Consider the following 17,209-nt stretch of genomic DNA (forward strand, 5'->3'; position numbering starts at 1 on the left):
GGCACAGGACTAACAGCCAGACAACCGGCCAGCCGCGGCAAACACCTGCAACTGCGGATAAAACGCCCTGAAGTCCTCCAGCAATGGCTCATACAGCCGCTCCAGCTCCCCCATCACCCCAACCATCCCCTCCGGCCGCGACAAGCGCCGGGCAATGCCGTTGAACACCTGCTCCAGCGTGGCAAAATCCCCATACGCCCCCAGCCAGTCATCCGCCGCCATGAACGGCGCAATCCGCGCCAGCCGCCCCGGTAACTCGGGCTCCGCCAGCAACACCCGATAAAAGTCCCCGGTGAACTGCTCCAACGGTTGCTCGGCATAATCCCGCCAATGCCGCGCCAGGCAATGGTCGAAAAACACATCCAGAACAATGCCGGCAAAACGCCGCCGTTCCCGTGGGAAACGCGCCAGTGCCGCCAGCACCAACGGGTGCTGGTCGGTATAGCTGTCGATATGCCGATGCAGCCGGATGGCCGCCTCCAGCGCAGGTGGGAAGCGCCCTTCCAGCGAGCCCTTGACGAAGTCGCCATACAGGCTGCCAAGCAGTTGTTGCGGCGCCGGGCCGCCGAGGTGCAGGTGTGCGAGGTAGTTCATGAGCGCAGTCTAACACCGCCGGCCAGTATATCGTTATAACGCGATATAGCGATTCGCACTCAACTCAGAACCTCTTGGTATTTGTATATCGGGAAACCACGATTTACATTTCGCCCTATCGCGATATACCGCTACAACGAGCCTCAACCCATGCCTCTCGATCTCGACGAAATCATAAAAGCGCTGGCCCACCCGGTCAGGCGAGAAATCCTCAGCTGGCTGAAGGACCCGGCGACGCAATTTCCCGACCAGTACCACAGCACCGAGAACGGTGTGTGTGCCGGACAGATCGACCAACGCTGCGGCCTGTCGCAGTCGACCGTCTCCGCCCACCTGGCCACCCTGCAGCGCGCCGGGCTGATCAGCAGCCAGAAGATCGGCCAATGGCACTTCTTCAAACGTAACGAAACCACCATCCAGGCGTTTCTCGAACAACTGCGCCAAGCACTCTGAACAGGCAGGTAACCGTCATGACCACGCTTTTCGATCCGATCACCCTGGGCGACCTGCAACTGCCCAACCGCATCATCATGGCCCCGCTCACCCGCTGCCGGGCTGACGAAGGCCGCGTGCCCAATGCGCTGATGGCCGAGTACTACGTGCAGCGCGCCAGTGCCGGGCTGATTCTCAGCGAGGCGACTTCGGTCAGCGCCATGGGCGTCGGCTACCCGGATACCCCCGGTATCTGGAACGACGAGCAGGTGCGTGGCTGGAACAATGTGACCAAGGCCGTGCATGCCGCCGGCGGGCGCATCTTCCTGCAGCTGTGGCACGTTGGCCGCATCTCCCACCCCAGCTACCTGAACGGCGAGCTGCCGGTGGCCCCCAGCGCGATCCAGCCCAAGGGCCATGTAAGCCTGGTGCGCCCGCTCAGCGACTACCCCACCCCGCGCGCGCTGGAAACCGAAGAAATAATCGACATCGTCGAGGCCTACCGCAGCGGTGCCGAGAATGCCAAGGCTGCCGGTTTCGATGGCGTGGAGATCCACGGTGCCAACGGTTATTTGCTCGACCAGTTCCTGCAGAGCAGCACCAACCAGCGTACCGACCGCTACGGCGGCTCGCTGGAAAACCGTGCGCGCCTGCTGCTGGAAGTGACCGATGCGGCCATCGAGGTGTGGGGCGCAAACCGCGTGGGCGTGCACCTGGCGCCGCGTGCCGATGCCCATGACATGGGCGATGCCGACCGTGCCGAAACCTTTACCTACGTAGCCCGTGAGCTGGGCAAGCGGGGCATCGCCTTCATCTGCTCGCGGGAACGGGAAGCCGATGACAGCATCGGCCCGCTGATCAAAGAGGCGTTCGGTGGCCCGTACATCGTCAATGAGCGGTTTGACAAGGCCAGCGCCAATGCGGCCCTGGCCAGTGGCAAGGCCGATGCAGTGGCGTTTGGCGTGCCGTTCATCGCCAACCCTGACCTGCCGGCGCGGCTGGCGGCGGATGCGCCGCTGAACGAGGCGCGGCCGGAGACCTTCTATGGCAGGGGGCCGGTGGGGTATATCGATTATCCGCGGCTGTGATTGAGGGCCATTCGCGGGCACGCCCGCTCCCACAGGGACAGCGGCAAGCTTGAAGATTGTGCTGACCACTGTGGGAGCGGGCGTGCCCGCGAAGAAGGCTCAGTTGATCTCAGGGCCGGGCATTGATCTGCTGCTGCAGGTTCTGGATCTGGCTCTGCAAGGTATTCAGGTTGCGGGTCGTCTGCGCCCGGAACGCATCGAACTCCTGCACCGAAGCACCACCCGCCGACGACGCAGCCGGGCGGTTGTCGATCTGGCTCTTGAGCACCAGGATGTCCTGCTCCAGGTCCTGGATGGCCGCGCTCGGGTTACCCTGCTTCTTCAGCGCCGCCACTTCGCTGCCCAGGCTCTTGAGCTGCCCATCCAGCTTGGCGCCATCCACCTGCGCGGCCTTCAGCGCAGCAACCTGTTCGTTCAGGCCCTTGAACTGGGTATCCAGCTTGCCACCATCGACCTGACCAGAGCGCAACGCGGCCAGTTCGCCATTCACCAGCTTCAACTGCGCCTGCAACTGGCTTTGCAGCTCGGTCACGGCCTTCTGCTGTTCACGGGTATCGGCCAGCACCTGCTCCAGGCGCTTGCCCAGATCGCCGGTTTGCCCGGCCACCCCCTTCTGCAACTGGCGCAGCTGCAGCTTCAGCGCCTCGCTGTTGGTAGTGGCGCCGGATTCGCTGGCCGCCACCTTGCCGCTGATTGCCTGCAGGCGCCCGGCCGCCTCTTCGCTGATGCGGGCAAAGCTTTCCTGGGTCGCCACCAGCTGCTGCTCCATCAGCGAGATCTGCTGGAAGCTCCACCAGCCAAGGCCCGCCAAGGCGATGAACGAGGCCCCGAGCAATGCCCACAGCGGTGCCGTGCTGGCACCGCGAGCGGCTTTCTGACGGCTGCGCACCACGTGCGCCGGCATCAGTTCGTCATCGTCATGGGTGCCGGCCCGCAGGGTAGGCACGTCATCGTAGTCATCGTGAGCATGGTTACGCATGGATACATTCAACCGCGGTAGTCGCAAAGAGGCACGAGTATAAACCGCCAGCGCGGCGTGTTGATGTCCATTGTCGGCCCGGCGGTTTCACTGCCCCGGCGGCTGGTGCTTCCACCAGGCACAGAACTCATCCAGCGCCGTCCACAGGCTGACCTTGGGCTGGTAGTCCAGGTACTGCCGGGCGCGGCTGATATCCAGGGTGAAATCGCGGCTCATCACCTGCATCCCCAGGCGCGACAGGGTCGGTTGCGGGCGCCCTGGCCACAACATGCAGGCCGCCTCGTTCAGCGCGGCCAGGCTGTAGGCCAGGCCGTAGGAGCGGTAACGGGTAACTTGCGGCAGCTGCATCTGGCGCATCACGTAGTTGACCACGTCCCATAGCGGCAACGGCTGGCCGTTGCTGATGTTGTAGGCCTGGCCCAGCGCCCGGTCGTCGGCGAGCAGGGCGCTGAGCAGCGCTTCGTTGAGGTTGTGCACGCTGGTGAAATCGACTTTGTTCAGGCCGTTGCCGATGATCGCCACACGCCCCTTGCGCTGCATCTGCATCAGCCGCGGGAAGATACTGGCATCGCCGGCGCCGGTGACGAAGCGTGGACGCAGCGCCAGCACCTCGAGGCCGAACTCCTGGGCACCGAACACTTTCTGCTCGGCCATGTACTTGGTCTGCCCATAGTGGTCGTGGAAGCGGCGAGGCACCTGGTCTTCACGGATATCCAGGCGCGAGCGGCCATTGAAGTAGATCGACGGCGATGACAGGTGCACCAGGCGTCGTACGTGCTCCTTCAAACAACCCTCGACCACGTTTTCGGTGACCACCACATTGCCTTGGTAGAAGTCCTGGTAGCGCCCCCAGTTGCCCACCGCGCCAGCGCAGTGCACCACGGCCTCGACGCCCTGGCACAGACGGCGGGCCAGTTCGGCATCACCCAGGTCGCCGGGGATGAACTGGGCGCCGCGCTTGACCAGGTGCTCGACCCCTTCGGCTCGACGGCCGCTGACCCGCACGTCCAGGCCCTGCTCCAGGGCAACGCGCGCAAAGCGCCCGCCAATGAAGCCACTCGCGCCGGTGACCAGAATTCGCATGTAAGACTCCGTCTTGCCAGATTTCAGATGCAACTGACGCCAGCCGTGGCTACAAGGGCACCAGCCATTGCCGTGCGGTGTGCCGCAGGTGGTCGGTCAGTTGCGCGAGCAGTTGCCCGCCATTGCGCCAATGATGCCAGTACAGCGGCACATCGATGGGGGTATCGCTGCAGATTTCCACCAACTGGCCGCTGGCCAGTTGCTCGCGGGCCTGCAGTTCGGGCACCAGGCCCCAGCCCAGGCCGGCTTCGGTCATGCGCAGGAAGCCTTCGGACGACGGGCACAAGTGGTGCAGGAACCCGTCCTCGATGCCCAGCGATGCCAGGTAGCGGTGCTGCAGGAAGTCGTCCGGGCCGTACACGATCGCCGGGGTACGGGCCAGGCGGCTGGCAGCGAAGCCCTGCGGAAAATGCCGCGCCATGAACCCGGGGCTGGCCAGCGCCCGGTAGCGCATGGCGCCCAGTGGCAGGCTGCGCGCCCCGGCCACCGGCCGCTCGCTGCCACACAGGCAGGCCGCCACTTCGCCCGCACGCATGCGTTTCAGGCCCACTTCCTGGTCCTCCACCACCAGGTCGGTCAGCACGTTCTGCTGTGCGCAGAAATTGCCCACTGCGCCGGCCCACCAGGTGGCCAGGCTGTCGGCGTTGAGGGCGATGCGCAGGCGCTCCGGCATGCCCTCCTCGTCCAGCGCCGGCACCTGGCGCTGCAGGTCGCGTTCAAGCAGGCGCACCTGCTGCACATGGTTGAGCAACTGGCGGCCGACTTCGGTCGGGCTTGGCGGTGTGGCTCGCACCAGCACCGGCTGGCCGACCCGCGCCTCAAGCAGTTTGATGCGCTGGGAGATGGCCGACTGCGACAACCCAAGCACCTGCGCCGCGCGTTCGAAACCACCCTGTTCGATCACCGCGGCGAGGGCGGCCAGCAGCTTGTAGTCGAACATCGATTTTCCTAATGACTGATCAGCTCTATTTGTTTTTCTTATACAGCGTGGTTCATCACAATGGCCAGCATCTTTTAGCAATTCTTTTTTGGAGAGCACGCCATGTGGCAAAGCTATCTCAACGGTATGCTCGTGGCCTTCGGCCTGATCATGGCCATCGGTGCACAGAACGCCTTCGTCCTCGCCCAGAGCTTGCGCCGCGAGCATCACCTGCCGGTGGCGGCCCTGTGCATCGTCTGTGACGCCATCCTGGTGGCCGCCGGAGTGTTCGGCCTGGCCACCGTGCTGGCGCACAACCCGACCTTGCTGGCGATCGCCCGCTGGGGCGGCGCGGTGTTCCTGCTCTGGTACGGCGCCAAGGCTTTGCGCAGCGCCTGCTCCAAGCAGAGCCTGCAGCACCAGCAAGGCCAGGGTGCGCGCTCACGCCGCGCGGTATTGCTCAGTGCCCTGGCGGTGACCCTGCTGAACCCGCACGTGTACCTCGACACGGTGTTGCTGATCGGCTCGCTGGGCGCCCAGCAGGCTGCGCCTGGTGCCTACGTGGCCGGCGCCGCCAGTGCCTCGCTGCTGTGGTTCTCGACCCTGGCAATCGGCGCGGCCTGGCTGGCACCGTGGCTGGCCCGGCCAGCGACCTGGCGCATGCTCGACCTGATGGTGGCTGTGATGATGTTCGCGGTGGCGGCGCAGTTGATCGTCAATTGAATTCTGCGCCTGTCATAACATTTTCATCGCCTGGCAGATCGAGCGCCGCGCGGGCGGCGCTCGATCTGCCAGGCGCCACAAGGGGTAAGCCGAACACCACCGGTCGGCACGTACCAACCGCTCTGGAACCTCTATTCCCTATCTTTGTTGCGTGGTTATGCGCCGGGCCCGGTGCTATGATCCAGCCCTTGCGTCGCAAAGAGTACAAACTCGCCGACGCTCATCGGGCCGCCCGTGATCGGCCTTGCGCAAACCGCAAACAGACCTGAATCAGGAGATCCACCATGGCTTTTGAATTGCCGCCGCTGCCGTACGCCCACGATGCCCTGCAGCCGCACATCTCCAAGGAAACCCTGGAGTATCACCACGACAAGCACCACAACACCTATGTCGTGAACCTGAACAACCTGGTCCCAGGCACCGAATTCGAAGGCAAGACCCTGGAAGAGATCGTCAAGACCTCTTCGGGCGGCATCTTCAACAACGCCGCTCAAGTCTGGAACCACACCTTCTACTGGAACTGCCTGGCACCAAACGCCGGTGGCCAGCCGACCGGTGCCCTGGCTGACGCCATCAACGCCGCTTTCGGTTCCTTCGACAAGTTCAAGGAAGAGTTCACCAAGACTTCGGTTGGCACCTTCGGTTCCGGCTGGGGCTGGCTGGTGAAGAAGGCTGACGGTTCCCTGGCCCTGGCCAGCACCATCGGCGCCGGCTGCCCGCTGACCAGCGGCGACACCCCGCTGCTGACCTGCGACGTCTGGGAACACGCCTACTACATCGACTACCGCAACCTGCGTCCCAAGTACGTCGAGGCGTTCTGGAACCTGGTCAACTGGGCCTTCGTTGCCGAACAGTTCGAAGGCAAGACCTTCAAGGCCTGAGTCATTCAGTCTTGAGACAGAACCCCGGCGCCACGCCGGGGCTCTTCGAAAATCCGATGCCAGTCCTCTGGTATCGGATTTTTTTTCGGGGCATGCGAGCGGCCAGAACGCCGTATTTTCAGGAAACGTACCGATCAAGCCAGCCAAGGCTATCTACAGTGGCACCCGTAGGCCGATACTCACATCCAACCCACCCCGCATACCCGCGCTGCTCCAGCGCCGCCAACAACCCTGCAACATCCATCTGCCCCGTCCCCGGCTGATGCCGCCCCGGGCAGTCGGCCACCTGCACATGCACCGTCCGTTCAAAGAACTGCGCCAGCACATCGGCAGCATTTCCGGTCAGCAACTGTGCATGATAAAGATCAAGGATCAGCCCCATACCGGGATGCGCCTCCAGTACCTGCTGCGCCTTGCCGAAGTCGGACATGTAATACCCCGGCATTGCCTGCGTGCAGATCACCTCGATCAATGGCCGCAGCCCCTGGTCTTCAAAGTACTTCACGGCATAGTCCAGGTTGCTCGCATACACCTTGTCGGCGCCATCCTCGTGGGTTACCCCGGACATCAGGTGCACATCCGCACACGCCAGTGCGCGGGCATAGCTGACGGCCTGGCGTAACCCGTCACGGAACTCGGGCTCCTTGCCCGCCACCGCGGCAATGCCCTTGGAAACGCCAGCCGGCGCAGCGAACTGGACCAATGTCACCCCATATTGCGCCAGTTGATCAGCCAACAAACTCGCATCGAATTCATAGGGCGACGGAAATTCCACCGCACGAAATCCGGCGGCGGCAGCGGCTTCGATACGCTGCAGAAAAGGCAGTTCATTGAACTGGAAGCCGAGATGAGCATTGAATTTGAGCATGCGTATAGATCCATCCGTGTGTGGTATTTTCCTGCCCCCAGTCCGACCCGAATCTGCTGGATCGACTGAAGATAACCATTCGGAATACAGCCTGTGATAAAGAAAGATCTCGCCCTGCAGTTGGCCCCTCGCGTCATCGAGATGATCCGCGCCCGGTCGATGAAGGCCGGCGAGCCATTGCGCGAGCAGACCTTCGCCCAAGCCTTCGATGTCTCCCGCTCCCCCATTCGCAGGGTATTTGCCCTGCTCGCCGAGTGGAACATCGCGGTGCAGGAGCCCAATCGCGGCTACTTTCTGAAACAGGACGCCGGGCAGATCCAGGAAACCACTGTACCGCCCACCTGCGACCCATTCGAAGACTTCTACCTGCGCGTGGTGGACGACATCCTCAGCGGGGAAGTCCCCGCCGAATTCTTTGAGGCCCAATTACTGCGACGCTACTCCGTGCCCCGCGGGCAACTGCTCAAGGTCCTCAACCGGCTGGCCAGCGAAGCCATGGTAGAGCGCAAGCCCGGGCAAGGCTGGAGCCTTAACGAATTCGTACACAACGCCCAGACCCACATCCAGAGCTACCGCTTCCGCATGGCCATCGAGCCGGCCGCACTGCGCGAGCCAGGCTACAAGGTCAACCAGGCCGCATTTGCCAAAGCCCGGGAGCAACAGCAGGCCATGCTCGACGGCGAAATTCACCAGCTGTCACGTGCCCAACTGTTCGAAATTGGCGCCCAGTTTCACGAAATGATCGTGCAATGCTCGGGCAATCTCTTCTTCATAGATGCCATACGCCGGCAAAACCAGCTCAGACGCTTCATGAGCTACAAAGCCAACGTCGACCGCAGTCGCCTGATGACGCAATGCCTGGAGCACCTGCACCTGCTCGACTTGATCGAGTCCGGTCGGCGTGAAGAAGCCGCTCAGTTTCTCTGGAAACATCTGGACGAAGTCGGCCGGCTCAAGACCCGTCAGGATGCCTTGCTGGAAAGCCAGCAGGCGTAACCCCTTCCCCCGCCTACCTTTCATTACCCGCGCGTTCCGATCAGGGAAGGCAGCTTAGACATTGCCTCCTTTTCACGCAAGATACAAAACCACCCTGAGATTCAGCAGCAGGAGTAATTTTCGCGCCACTTATTGTATTTCATTGCAAGAATAAGCAATTATGCGCGCCGCTCGGACGCACTGTGGCACCGAATCACACAGGGATGATTGCAATGAAACAAGGAACGTTGGCTAACGGGACGGGGGTCTCCAGCCTGCTGTTCGGGGTGTACACGATTCTGCTGGCTCTGCTTGGCCTTACGCTGGCCTGTCAGGGAAGCACGCTGGTCAGTGCCGGCGGCTCGCCTTACTACGCAATGATGGGTACCGCATTGCTGCTATCAGCCGCACTCATGGGCCTGAAGAAGTCGCTCGGCATCTATCTCTACGGTGCAGCATCCCTGGCCACCTACGGCTGGGCAATCTGGGAATCCGGCTACAACGGCTGGGCCTATATCCCACGTCTGGCATGGCTGGCACTTCTCAGTGTGATCTTTCTGGCCTTCTGGCCTCTTGTCCGGCGCGACTTTGCCAAAGTCAACAAGGCACTGTATTTCAGCATCATGGGGGGGCTGCCGCTGCTGATGGCGGCCACCATCCTTACACCGCTGTTCTTCCCCAACACCGTTCACCTGGCCGACTCGCCCGCTATCACCGCGCATACACAGCAACCCTTCAGCCGCAGTACGGTGACCTCACCGGACGCCAATGTCGCCGCGTCCCACGACAAGACCAACTGGACCGCCTATGCCGGCTCCAACCTCGGCAACCACTATTCCGCTGCGACGCAGATTACCCCAAGCAACGTTTCCGGCCTGGTCAAGGCCTGGGAGTATCATCATGGCGATGTGAAACAGCCTGGCGAAAAAACCAAGTATCTGAACGAGGCCACGCCAATCAAGGTCGGCGACTCGCTGTATACCTGCACGCCCAAGCAAATCATCATTTCGTTGAGCGCCACTACCGGCAAAGAGAACTGGCGCTACGACTCGAAAGTCGACCCGGACTATTTCGCCAACGGTGGTGCCTATTGCCGTGGTGTCTCGTACTACGAAGTACCCAATGCCAGTGGCCTATGCGCCAAACGCATCATCTGGGGCACCAACGACATCCGCCTGGGTGCAGTTGATGCGCTCACCGGGCAGGCCTGCCCAGATTTCGGCACGGCAGGCTTTGCCGACCTCAAGGATGGCCTGGGCACGTTCCGCAAAGGCTCCACCGGCATCACTTCTGCACCATTGGTAATCCGCGGTGTGGTCATTACCGGTGGCCGGGTGCTTGACTCGGATGTGCGCCCGGCGCCGTCAGGTGTGGTTCGTGCCTACGACGCAGTCAGCGGCAAACAGAAGTGGGCCTGGGACCTCGGTCGCCCCGACAGCACTGCCCCTGCCGACGCCGATGAAACCTATACGCTCAGCACGCCCAACTCATGGGCGCCGATTTCCGCCGACGACGAACTGGGGCTGGTCTACATCACCACCGGCAATGCTGCAGGCGACTTCTATGGCGGTACCCGTACCGAACAGGAAGACAAGTTCAGCTCTTCACTGGTGGCCCTGGATGCGCTCACCGGCAAGGTCAAATGGCATTTCCAGACCGTCCATCACGACCTCTGGGACTACGACCTGAGCCCACAACCGGCGCTGATCGATTTCCCCACGGCCAGCGGCCCACGCCCGGCGGTCATCCAAGCCACCAAATCAGGCCAGTTGTTCGTCCTCGACCGCGCCACCGGTGAACCGCTGGTCGATGTCGTGCAGGCTGCCGTCCCGCAAGGCACAGCCCCTGGGGACTACACCGCGGCCACGCAGCCGCTGTCACCGGGCATGCCGAGCACCATGGGCCGCCCATCGAAAACCCCGGAAGTGCTGAACGAAGCCAATGCCTGGGGCCTGACGCCGTTCGATCAGTTGCAATGCCGCATCGAGTTTCGCCAGGCGCGTTACGAAGGGATCTTTACGCCACCGGTGGTCGGCCAGCAAAGCCTGATCTTCCCCGGCCATCACGGCGGCCTGAACTGGGGCGGGGTGATGGTGGACCTGCAACGAGGCCTGCTGATCATCAACAACCAGCGGCTGCCGTACATGCAGGGGCTGGTTCCACGGGAGCAGCTCGATGCGATCAATGCCAAGTCGTTCCAGGAGTCGCCGGGCAATAACCAGGGGTTCCGCGTCCAGGCCGGTCTGCCGTTCGGGGCAATCAAGGACCCATGGATGTCAGCGCTCGAACAGCCGTGCATCGCGCCACCCTGGGGGTTCATCTCCGCTATCGACCTGCGCACACGTGAAGTGCGCTGGAGCCGCCCGTTCGGCACCGGCTATGACAGTGGGCCCTTGGGCATCGCCTCGAAACTGCGCTTCGAAATCGGCACACCGAGCGACGCCACTGGCGTGGCTACAGCAGGAGGCGTGACGTTCATTGGCGCTGCCATCGACCGTTTCATGCGCGCCTACAACAGCGAAAGTGGTGAATTGCTGTGGGAGGAGCGCCTACCGGCCGGCAACCAGGCTTCGCCCCTGACCTACATGAGCGAAGGGCGGCAGTACGTTGTTGCCGTGGTCGGCGGGCATGACCGGATTCCGACCAAGCTGGGTGACAGCATCATTGCCTGGGCGCTACCGGAAAAATAGCGCGCCCGCTGCATAAAGGCGCTGCTCGGCACTGAAAGCCAGGCGCTGACATACCCGCTATCAACCAATCATCGACAGCCGATGGCGCGCCGTGCGCCGTCGGGTGGCTGCGTGCGCGCCACAAACAGCAACGAGCAACTGCGGTACAGAAGTGCCCGCTTGAATTCATGTCAATCAGACAGGAGTGACAATGTTTGAACTATCCGCTGGCCTATATGTTTTGGTGGGCGTCAGCTTTCTAACTTCTTTGATGACTGCCGCTATCGGCGTAGGCGGCGGAATTGGCCTATTGGCAGTCATGCCGCAGTTCCTGCCCATTTCTGCCGTTGTGCCGGTGCATGGCCTGATTCAGATGGTCAGCAACGGCAGCCGCTTCGCCTTCGATTACAAGCACGCAAAAATCGAGATTCTCCCGCGTTATCTCATCGGCTGCCTTTCAGGGGCAGCCATCGGTTACTTCTTCATTGGGCATTTCCCGGAAAAGTACCTGTCGTTGATTCTCGGCATCTTCATCCTGGCGATTACCTGGACCAAGCTGGTCGCCTCGCTAGGCTTTGTCCTGAAAAACTTTGCCATCGTTGGCTTCCTGCAAACGTTTCTATCACTGTTCGTTGCCGTCACCGGGCTTATTTCCCAGCCGATCCTGATGAGGATGAACATCAACAAGGATCAGGTCATCGTCACCCACGCCATGCAGATGAGTGTATTGCACGGCCTGAAAGTAGCTGCCTTTGTCTTTGCCGGCTTTGCCTTCATGGACTATGCCCAGTTGATCATCATCATGATCACCGCCTCCACCGCCGGTTCCTACCTGGGCGGCTTTCTTCGAAATCGAATATCGCAACCTGTTGGCGCCATCCTGCTTAAAGCCGGGGTGACGTTCTTCGGTTTGAAAATGATTGTGGACCACTTTATTCAAAACGTCTGAGCTTCATCCATTCAAACAAGGAGTTTGAAATGATCGCGCGTAAAAAGTTTGATTCCAAGGACACCCAGGGGATCTCGACTTTTCTTCATGAACATGGATATTGCGTAATCAAGCCCGAGGACGATTCGCTCGAGGCCTTTCGCGCGGTGGCAGGCCGGTTCGGCCTGATCCAGTTCCATACCAAATCCGACAAGACTGGCGTGGTCGGCGGCGGCGATCCGATCAACAAGGACTGGCAAGCGTTCAGGGACGACTACCACGGCGAACTGTCGAGCGACTTCTATCCCCATACGGATGGCTCGTTCCTCAATGGCATGGCGTATATCGATGGGGTTGCCAAGAAGATTACCCCGCCCAAATATGTCATTCTGCAGTGCGTTTCCAAACCGCAGTTTGGCGGCGACAACTTCCTGGTGGATGGGCAGCGCATTTATAATGACCTGCTGGTGAATCACCCCGACATCCTGAAGATCCTGATGACCAGTGGCAGTGTCACCTACTGCCGTGATGACCTGCTGTCGATCGATTGTTCTGTCTTCGAAAAGGTCAACGAGAACAAACTTCGTATTCGCTACCGCTATGACAGCACTGCATTCAGTCCGGAATGGGCCAGCTCCGCCTTCCAGTATATCCAGGATAAATATTCAACCAACCCGGACTACATCACCAACATTAGCCTGGAACCCGGCGAAATTCTGGTCATGGACAACTTGCGAGTACTGCATGCACGCCACCAGTTCACTGACGGCAACATGAAAAGAAAAGTCCGTCGTCTATGGATTGCCGATGACACCAGCATGGTATTCAAGAATATCCTCAACCAGTCGCCGGTGCGCCGGGCCATGTTGCCGTTCCAGAAATACAATATTGCCGCCGCCGAGAATGCGCCTGCATTCATTGATTACAGTTGCGGGATTCGGTTTCAGTCGGACCTATTCCTGACCCCACCCTGTGCCGAACTTGAACAAAGGCTGGCCAGCAGTGCCAATCGCCAATAACCCTCCCCCCGCAACACTGTAACTGCACAATATGCTTTCATTCACAGTGCCTGCCTGATGGCGGATGCTGTGCTCGTCTGCATGCGTACACAGGTGGTTGCCTTTCATCGCAGGGAACCGTCCGCTTCTCCAGCGGCGAGCAAATCCCGGTTCGCTCCCACAGGCTTTACTCTGTTCGAGGAATGTGCCATGCCTGTGGGGGCCGGCTTGCCCGCGAAGTGGCCTGCACATTTTTCACCTGCGCCCCACCTGCAAAGTGCTTGCTCAACCCGCATACCACGCTAACATCAAACCTTTGGAAGGTTGATACAGCGCATTCAAGTTGCGGGGTCAGGCAACCGATACACTGCTCATGCTCGGCCGGTAGTGTATCGTCATCGTTGATGGCAAAATGATGCCATGCGCATGGATTAAGGAAACCCCATTGAAGCTGGAATTGCGGAACAGCTTGTCGGTCAAGTTGCTCAGGGTCGTGCTGCTGTCGGCGCTGGCGGTCGGTGTCGTGCTCAGCTGTGCGCAAATCGTCTACGACACCTACAAGACCCGCCAGGCCGTGAACAACGATGCCCAGCGCATTCTCGACATGTTCCGCGACCCCTCGACCCAGGCGGTATACAGCCTCGACCGCGAAATGGGCATGCAGGTGATGGAAGGCCTGTTCCAGGACGAATCGGTACGAATGGCGTCCATCGGCCACCCCAACGAAACCATGTTGGCCGAAAAGTCCCGCCCGCTGCAGGATATGTCCATGCGCTGGCTGACCGACCTGATCCTCGGCCAGGAACGTACCTACACCACACAACTGGTCGGCCGCGGCCCCTACAGCGAATACTACGGCGACCTGAGCATCACCCTCGACACCTCGTCCTACGGCGAAGACTTTCTGATCAACGCCGTGATCATCTTCATTTCCGGCGTGCTGCGGGCCCTGGCCATGGGCCTAGTGCTGTATCTGGTCTACCACTGGCTGTTGACCAAACCGCTGTCGAAGATCATCGAGCACCTCACCCAGATCAACCCCGACCGCCCCAGCCAGCACCAGCTGCCGCTGCTCAAGGGCCACGAGAAGAACGAGCTGGGCCTGTGGGTGAACACCGCCAACCAGTTGCTGGCCTCGATCGAGCGCAACACCCACCTGCGCCACGAGGCAGAAAACAGCCTGCAGCGCATGGCTCAGTACGACTTCCTCACTGGCCTGCCCAACCGCCAGCAGCTGCAGCAGCAACTGGACAAGATCCTCGTCGACGGCGGCCGCCTGCAACACCGTGTGGCGGTGCTATGCGTAGGCCTGGACGACTTCAAGGGTATCAACGAGCAGTTCAGCTACCAGGTCGGCGACCAGCTGCTGCTGGCCCTGGCCGACCGCCTGCGCGCCCACAGCGGCCGCCTGGGCGCCCTGGCACGGCTGGGCGGTGACCAGTTCGCCCTGGTGCAGGCCAATATCGAGCAGCCCTACGAGGCGGCCGAACTGGCGCAGAGCATCCTCGACGACCTGGAAGTGCCGTTCGACCTCGACCACCACCAGCAGATCCGCCTGCGCGCCACCATCGGCATCACCCTGTTCCCGGAAGACGGCGACAGCACCGAGAAGCTGCTGCAGAAAGCCGAACAGACCATGACCCTGGCCAAGGCCCGTTCGCGCAACCGCTACCAGTTCTACATCGCCAGCGTCGACAGCGAGATGCGCCGCCGTCGCGAGCTGGAAAAGGACCTGCGCGAAGCCCAGGCGCGCAACCAGCTGTACCTGGTGTACCAGCCACAGATCAGCTACCGCGACCACAGCGTGGTCGGTGTCGAGGCACTGCTGCGCTGGCAGCACCCGGAGCTGGGCATGGTGCCGCCGGACCAGTTCATCCCCCTTGCCGAACAGAACGGCAGCATCATCAGCATCGGCGAATGGGTGCTCGACCAGGCCTGCCGGCAGCTGCGCGAATGGCACGACATGGGCTTCAGCGACCTGCGCATGGCAGTCAACCTGTCCACCGTGCAGCTGCACCACAACGAACTGCCACGGGTGGTCAACAACCTGCTGCAGGCCTACCGCCTGCCACCACGCAGCCTGGAGCTGGAAGTCACCGAGACCGGCCTGATGGAAGACATCAGCACCGCCGCCCAGCACCTGCTGAGCCTGCGCCGCTCCGGAGCACTGATTGCCATCGACGACTTCGGCACCGGCTACTCGTCGCTCAGTTACCTGAAATCGCTGCCGCTGGACAAGATCAAGATCGACAAGAGCTTCGTCCAGGACCTGCTGGACGACGATGACGACGCCACCATCGTTCGCGCCATCATCCAGCTGGGCAAGAGCCTGGGCATGCAGGTAATCGCTGAAGGCGTGGAAACCGCCGAACAGGAAACCTACATCGTCGCCCAAGGCTGCCACGAAGGCCAGGGCTACCACTACAGCAAGCCGCTGTCGGCCCGTGAGCTGACCAACTTCCTCAAGCAGGCGCAGCGCAACCAGGTTTCGATGTTCTGAGCCGCCTGCCCGGTTACAGGCCGTGACTGGCATTTACACGAATTGCACGCCCGCCCCCTTTACAGCAAATGCAAATCTTTCGCATGATGTTGTAGTTTCGCGTGCCACGGCGCACGGTCCACCCCTTGGTCCAACCACACGATGCAGGAAAACCAATAATGATTCGAATGCCTCTGGCCTCCGCCAGTCTGCTGGCCATTGCCATCGCTCTCGCCGGTTGCGGTGAAGGCAAGGACGACAAGGCCGCTGCGCCGCAAGCCCAGGCACCTGCTGCCGCCAGCAGCACCGCTGCAGCGCCCGGGGCTGTCGACGAAGCTGCCGGCAAAGCCGTGGTCAAGCATTACGCCGAGATGGTCTACACCGTCTACAGCGACTCGCTGAGCACCGCCAAGGCCCTGCAGACCGCGGTCGACGCGTTCCTGGCCAAGCCCAACGACGAAACCCTGAAGGCCGCCAAGGAAGCCTGGTTCGCCTCGCGCGTTCCGTACCTGCAGACCGAAGCCTTCCGCTTTGGCAACACCATCATCGACGACTGGGAAGGCCAAGTGAACGCCTGGCCGCTGGACGAAGGCCTGATCGACTACGTCGACAAGAGCTACGAGCACGCCCTGGGCAACCCGGCGGCCAGCGCCAACATCATCGCCAACACCGAGATCCAGGTGGGCGAAGAGAAGGTCGACGTCAAGGACATCACCCCCGAGAAGCTGGCCAGCCTGAACGAGCTGGGCGGCTCCGAAGCCAACGTTGCCACCGGCTACCACGCCATCGAGTTCCTGCTCTGGGGCCAGGACCTGAACGGCACCGGCCCAGGCGCTGGCAACCGCCCTGCGTCGGACTACCTGGAAGGCAAGGGTGCCACCGGCGGCCACAACGACCGCCGCCGCGCCTACCTGAAAGCAGCCACCGACCTGCTGGTCAAGGACCTCGAAGAGATGGTCGGCAACTGGGCACCGAACGTCGCCGACAACTACCGTGCCAAGCTGGAAGCCGAGCCGGTCAACGACGGCCTGCGCAAAATGCTGTTCGGCATGGGCAGCCTGTCGCTGGGCGAACTGGCTGGCGAGCGTATGAAGGTTTCGCTGGAAGCCAACTCGCCGGAAGACGAACAGGACTGCTTCAGCGACAACACCCACTACTCGCACTTCTACGACGCCAAAGGCATCCGCAACGTCTACCTGGGCGAGTACACCCGCCCAGACGGCACCAAGGTGACCGGCCCGAGCCTGTCGTCGCTGGTGGCCAAGGTCGACCCGGCCGCCGACGCCACCCTCAAGGCTGACCTGGAAGCCACCGAAGCCAAGATCCAGGTAATCGTCGACCACGCCCTCAAGGGCGAGCACTACGATCAGCTGATCGCGGCCGACAACACTGCCGGCAACCAGATCGTACGCGACGCCATTGCCGCCCTGGTCAAGCAGACCGGTGCGATCGAGCAGGCCGCGGGCAAGCTGGGCATTGCCAACCTGAACCCGGATACCGCGGATCACGAGTTCTGATCCTGCTGTAGCGGTTCTGAAAAAGGCGGCCTTCGGGTCGCCTTTTTTGCTTACCGGCGATAGGGCCCGACCAGGC

At 61.6% G+C, this 17,209-nt stretch carries 15 protein-coding genes; 10 read left to right on the forward strand and 5 right to left on the reverse strand.

Going from position 1 to position 17,209, the window contains the following annotated elements; genetic code table 11:
- Nucleotides 1–9: 9 nt before the first annotated feature.
- Nucleotides 10–594, reverse strand: coding sequence for an ACP phosphodiesterase (locus tag A4C63_RS14555; RefSeq protein WP_063913265.1), 585 nt, complete (start codon nt 592–594; stop codon nt 10–12).
- Between the two features lie 150 nt (nt 595–744).
- Here A4C63_RS14555 and A4C63_RS14560 point away from each other — a divergent pair, with 150 nt between their 5' ends.
- Nucleotides 745–1,047 (forward strand): helix-turn-helix transcriptional regulator, encoded by a 303-nt coding sequence (locus A4C63_RS14560; RefSeq protein WP_063913266.1) that lies wholly within the window; start codon nt 745–747, stop codon nt 1,045–1,047.
- Nucleotides 1,048–1,064: 17 nt separating this feature from the next.
- A complete protein-coding gene (locus tag A4C63_RS14565; protein WP_025753943.1) occupies nt 1,065–2,114 on the forward strand; it encodes an alkene reductase in 1,050 nt (349 codons plus the stop codon).
- A 109-nt stretch (nt 2,115–2,223) separates the two neighbouring features.
- On the opposite strand, the gene A4C63_RS14570 is transcribed toward A4C63_RS14565, so the two are convergent.
- From A4C63_RS14570 to A4C63_RS14580, 3 genes are all read right to left on the reverse strand, one after another.
- Entirely contained in the window at nt 2,224–3,093 is an 870-nt protein-coding gene (locus A4C63_RS14570) for a hypothetical protein (protein WP_063913267.1), read from the reverse strand.
- An 87-nt stretch (nt 3,094–3,180) separates the two neighbouring features.
- Nucleotides 3,181–4,176, reverse strand: a complete 996-nt coding sequence (locus A4C63_RS14575) for an NAD(P)-dependent oxidoreductase (RefSeq protein ID WP_063913268.1) — start codon at nt 4,174–4,176, stop codon at nt 3,181–3,183.
- Between the two features lie 49 nt (nt 4,177–4,225).
- The gene (locus tag A4C63_RS14580) at nt 4,226–5,116 is read right to left on the reverse strand and encodes a LysR family transcriptional regulator ArgP (protein WP_054573319.1); all 891 of its coding nucleotides are present in this window, start codon (nt 5,114–5,116) and stop codon (nt 4,226–4,228) included.
- 102 nt (nt 5,117–5,218) lie between these two features.
- Between A4C63_RS14580 and A4C63_RS14585 the strand changes: the two genes are divergently transcribed.
- Entirely contained in the window at nt 5,219–5,818 is a 600-nt protein-coding gene (locus tag A4C63_RS14585; protein WP_063913269.1) for a LysE/ArgO family amino acid transporter, read from the forward strand.
- Nucleotides 5,819–6,102: 284 nt separating this feature from the next.
- Nucleotides 6,103–6,699: a superoxide dismutase gene (locus A4C63_RS14590; protein ID WP_039612983.1), complete on the forward strand. Its 597-nt coding sequence runs from the start codon at nt 6,103–6,105 to the stop codon at nt 6,697–6,699.
- Between the two features lie 118 nt (nt 6,700–6,817).
- On the opposite strand, the gene A4C63_RS14595 is transcribed toward A4C63_RS14590, so the two are convergent.
- Nucleotides 6,818–7,567 carry a hydroxypyruvate isomerase family protein gene (locus tag A4C63_RS14595; protein ID WP_063913270.1) on the reverse strand — a complete coding sequence of 250 codons (750 nt, stop codon included), beginning with the start codon at nt 7,565–7,567 and terminating at the stop codon, nt 6,818–6,820.
- Between the two features lie 93 nt (nt 7,568–7,660).
- Between A4C63_RS14595 and A4C63_RS14600 the strand changes: the two genes are divergently transcribed.
- The 6 genes from A4C63_RS14600 to A4C63_RS14625 all read left to right on the forward strand — a co-directional run bounded on the left by A4C63_RS14600 (nt 7,661) and on the right by A4C63_RS14625 (nt 17,133).
- Entirely contained in the window at nt 7,661–8,563 is a 903-nt protein-coding gene (locus A4C63_RS14600) for a GntR family transcriptional regulator (protein WP_015271681.1), read from the forward strand.
- A gap of 212 nt (nt 8,564–8,775) precedes the next feature.
- The gene (locus A4C63_RS14605; protein ID WP_063913271.1) at nt 8,776–11,232 is read left to right on the forward strand and encodes a membrane-bound PQQ-dependent dehydrogenase, glucose/quinate/shikimate family; all 2,457 of its coding nucleotides are present in this window, start codon (nt 8,776–8,778) and stop codon (nt 11,230–11,232) included.
- Between the two features lie 190 nt (nt 11,233–11,422).
- A complete protein-coding gene (locus A4C63_RS14610; protein ID WP_063913272.1) occupies nt 11,423–12,160 on the forward strand; it encodes a TSUP family transporter in 738 nt (245 codons plus the stop codon).
- A gap of 29 nt (nt 12,161–12,189) precedes the next feature.
- Nucleotides 12,190–13,158, forward strand: coding sequence for a TauD/TfdA family dioxygenase (locus tag A4C63_RS14615; RefSeq protein ID WP_063913273.1), 969 nt, complete (start codon nt 12,190–12,192; stop codon nt 13,156–13,158).
- Between the two features lie 424 nt (nt 13,159–13,582).
- Entirely contained in the window at nt 13,583–15,637 is a 2,055-nt protein-coding gene (locus A4C63_RS14620) for a bifunctional diguanylate cyclase/phosphodiesterase (RefSeq protein WP_063913274.1), read from the forward strand.
- A 158-nt stretch (nt 15,638–15,795) separates the two neighbouring features.
- A complete protein-coding gene (locus A4C63_RS14625) occupies nt 15,796–17,133 on the forward strand; it encodes an imelysin family protein (RefSeq protein WP_063913275.1) in 1,338 nt (445 codons plus the stop codon).
- Nucleotides 17,134–17,209 lie beyond the last annotated feature (76 nt).

It is taken from the genome of Pseudomonas sp. p21 (genome assembly GCF_001642705.1).
In the GTDB taxonomy this organism is placed as follows: Bacteria; Pseudomonadota; Gammaproteobacteria; order Pseudomonadales; family Pseudomonadaceae; genus Aquipseudomonas.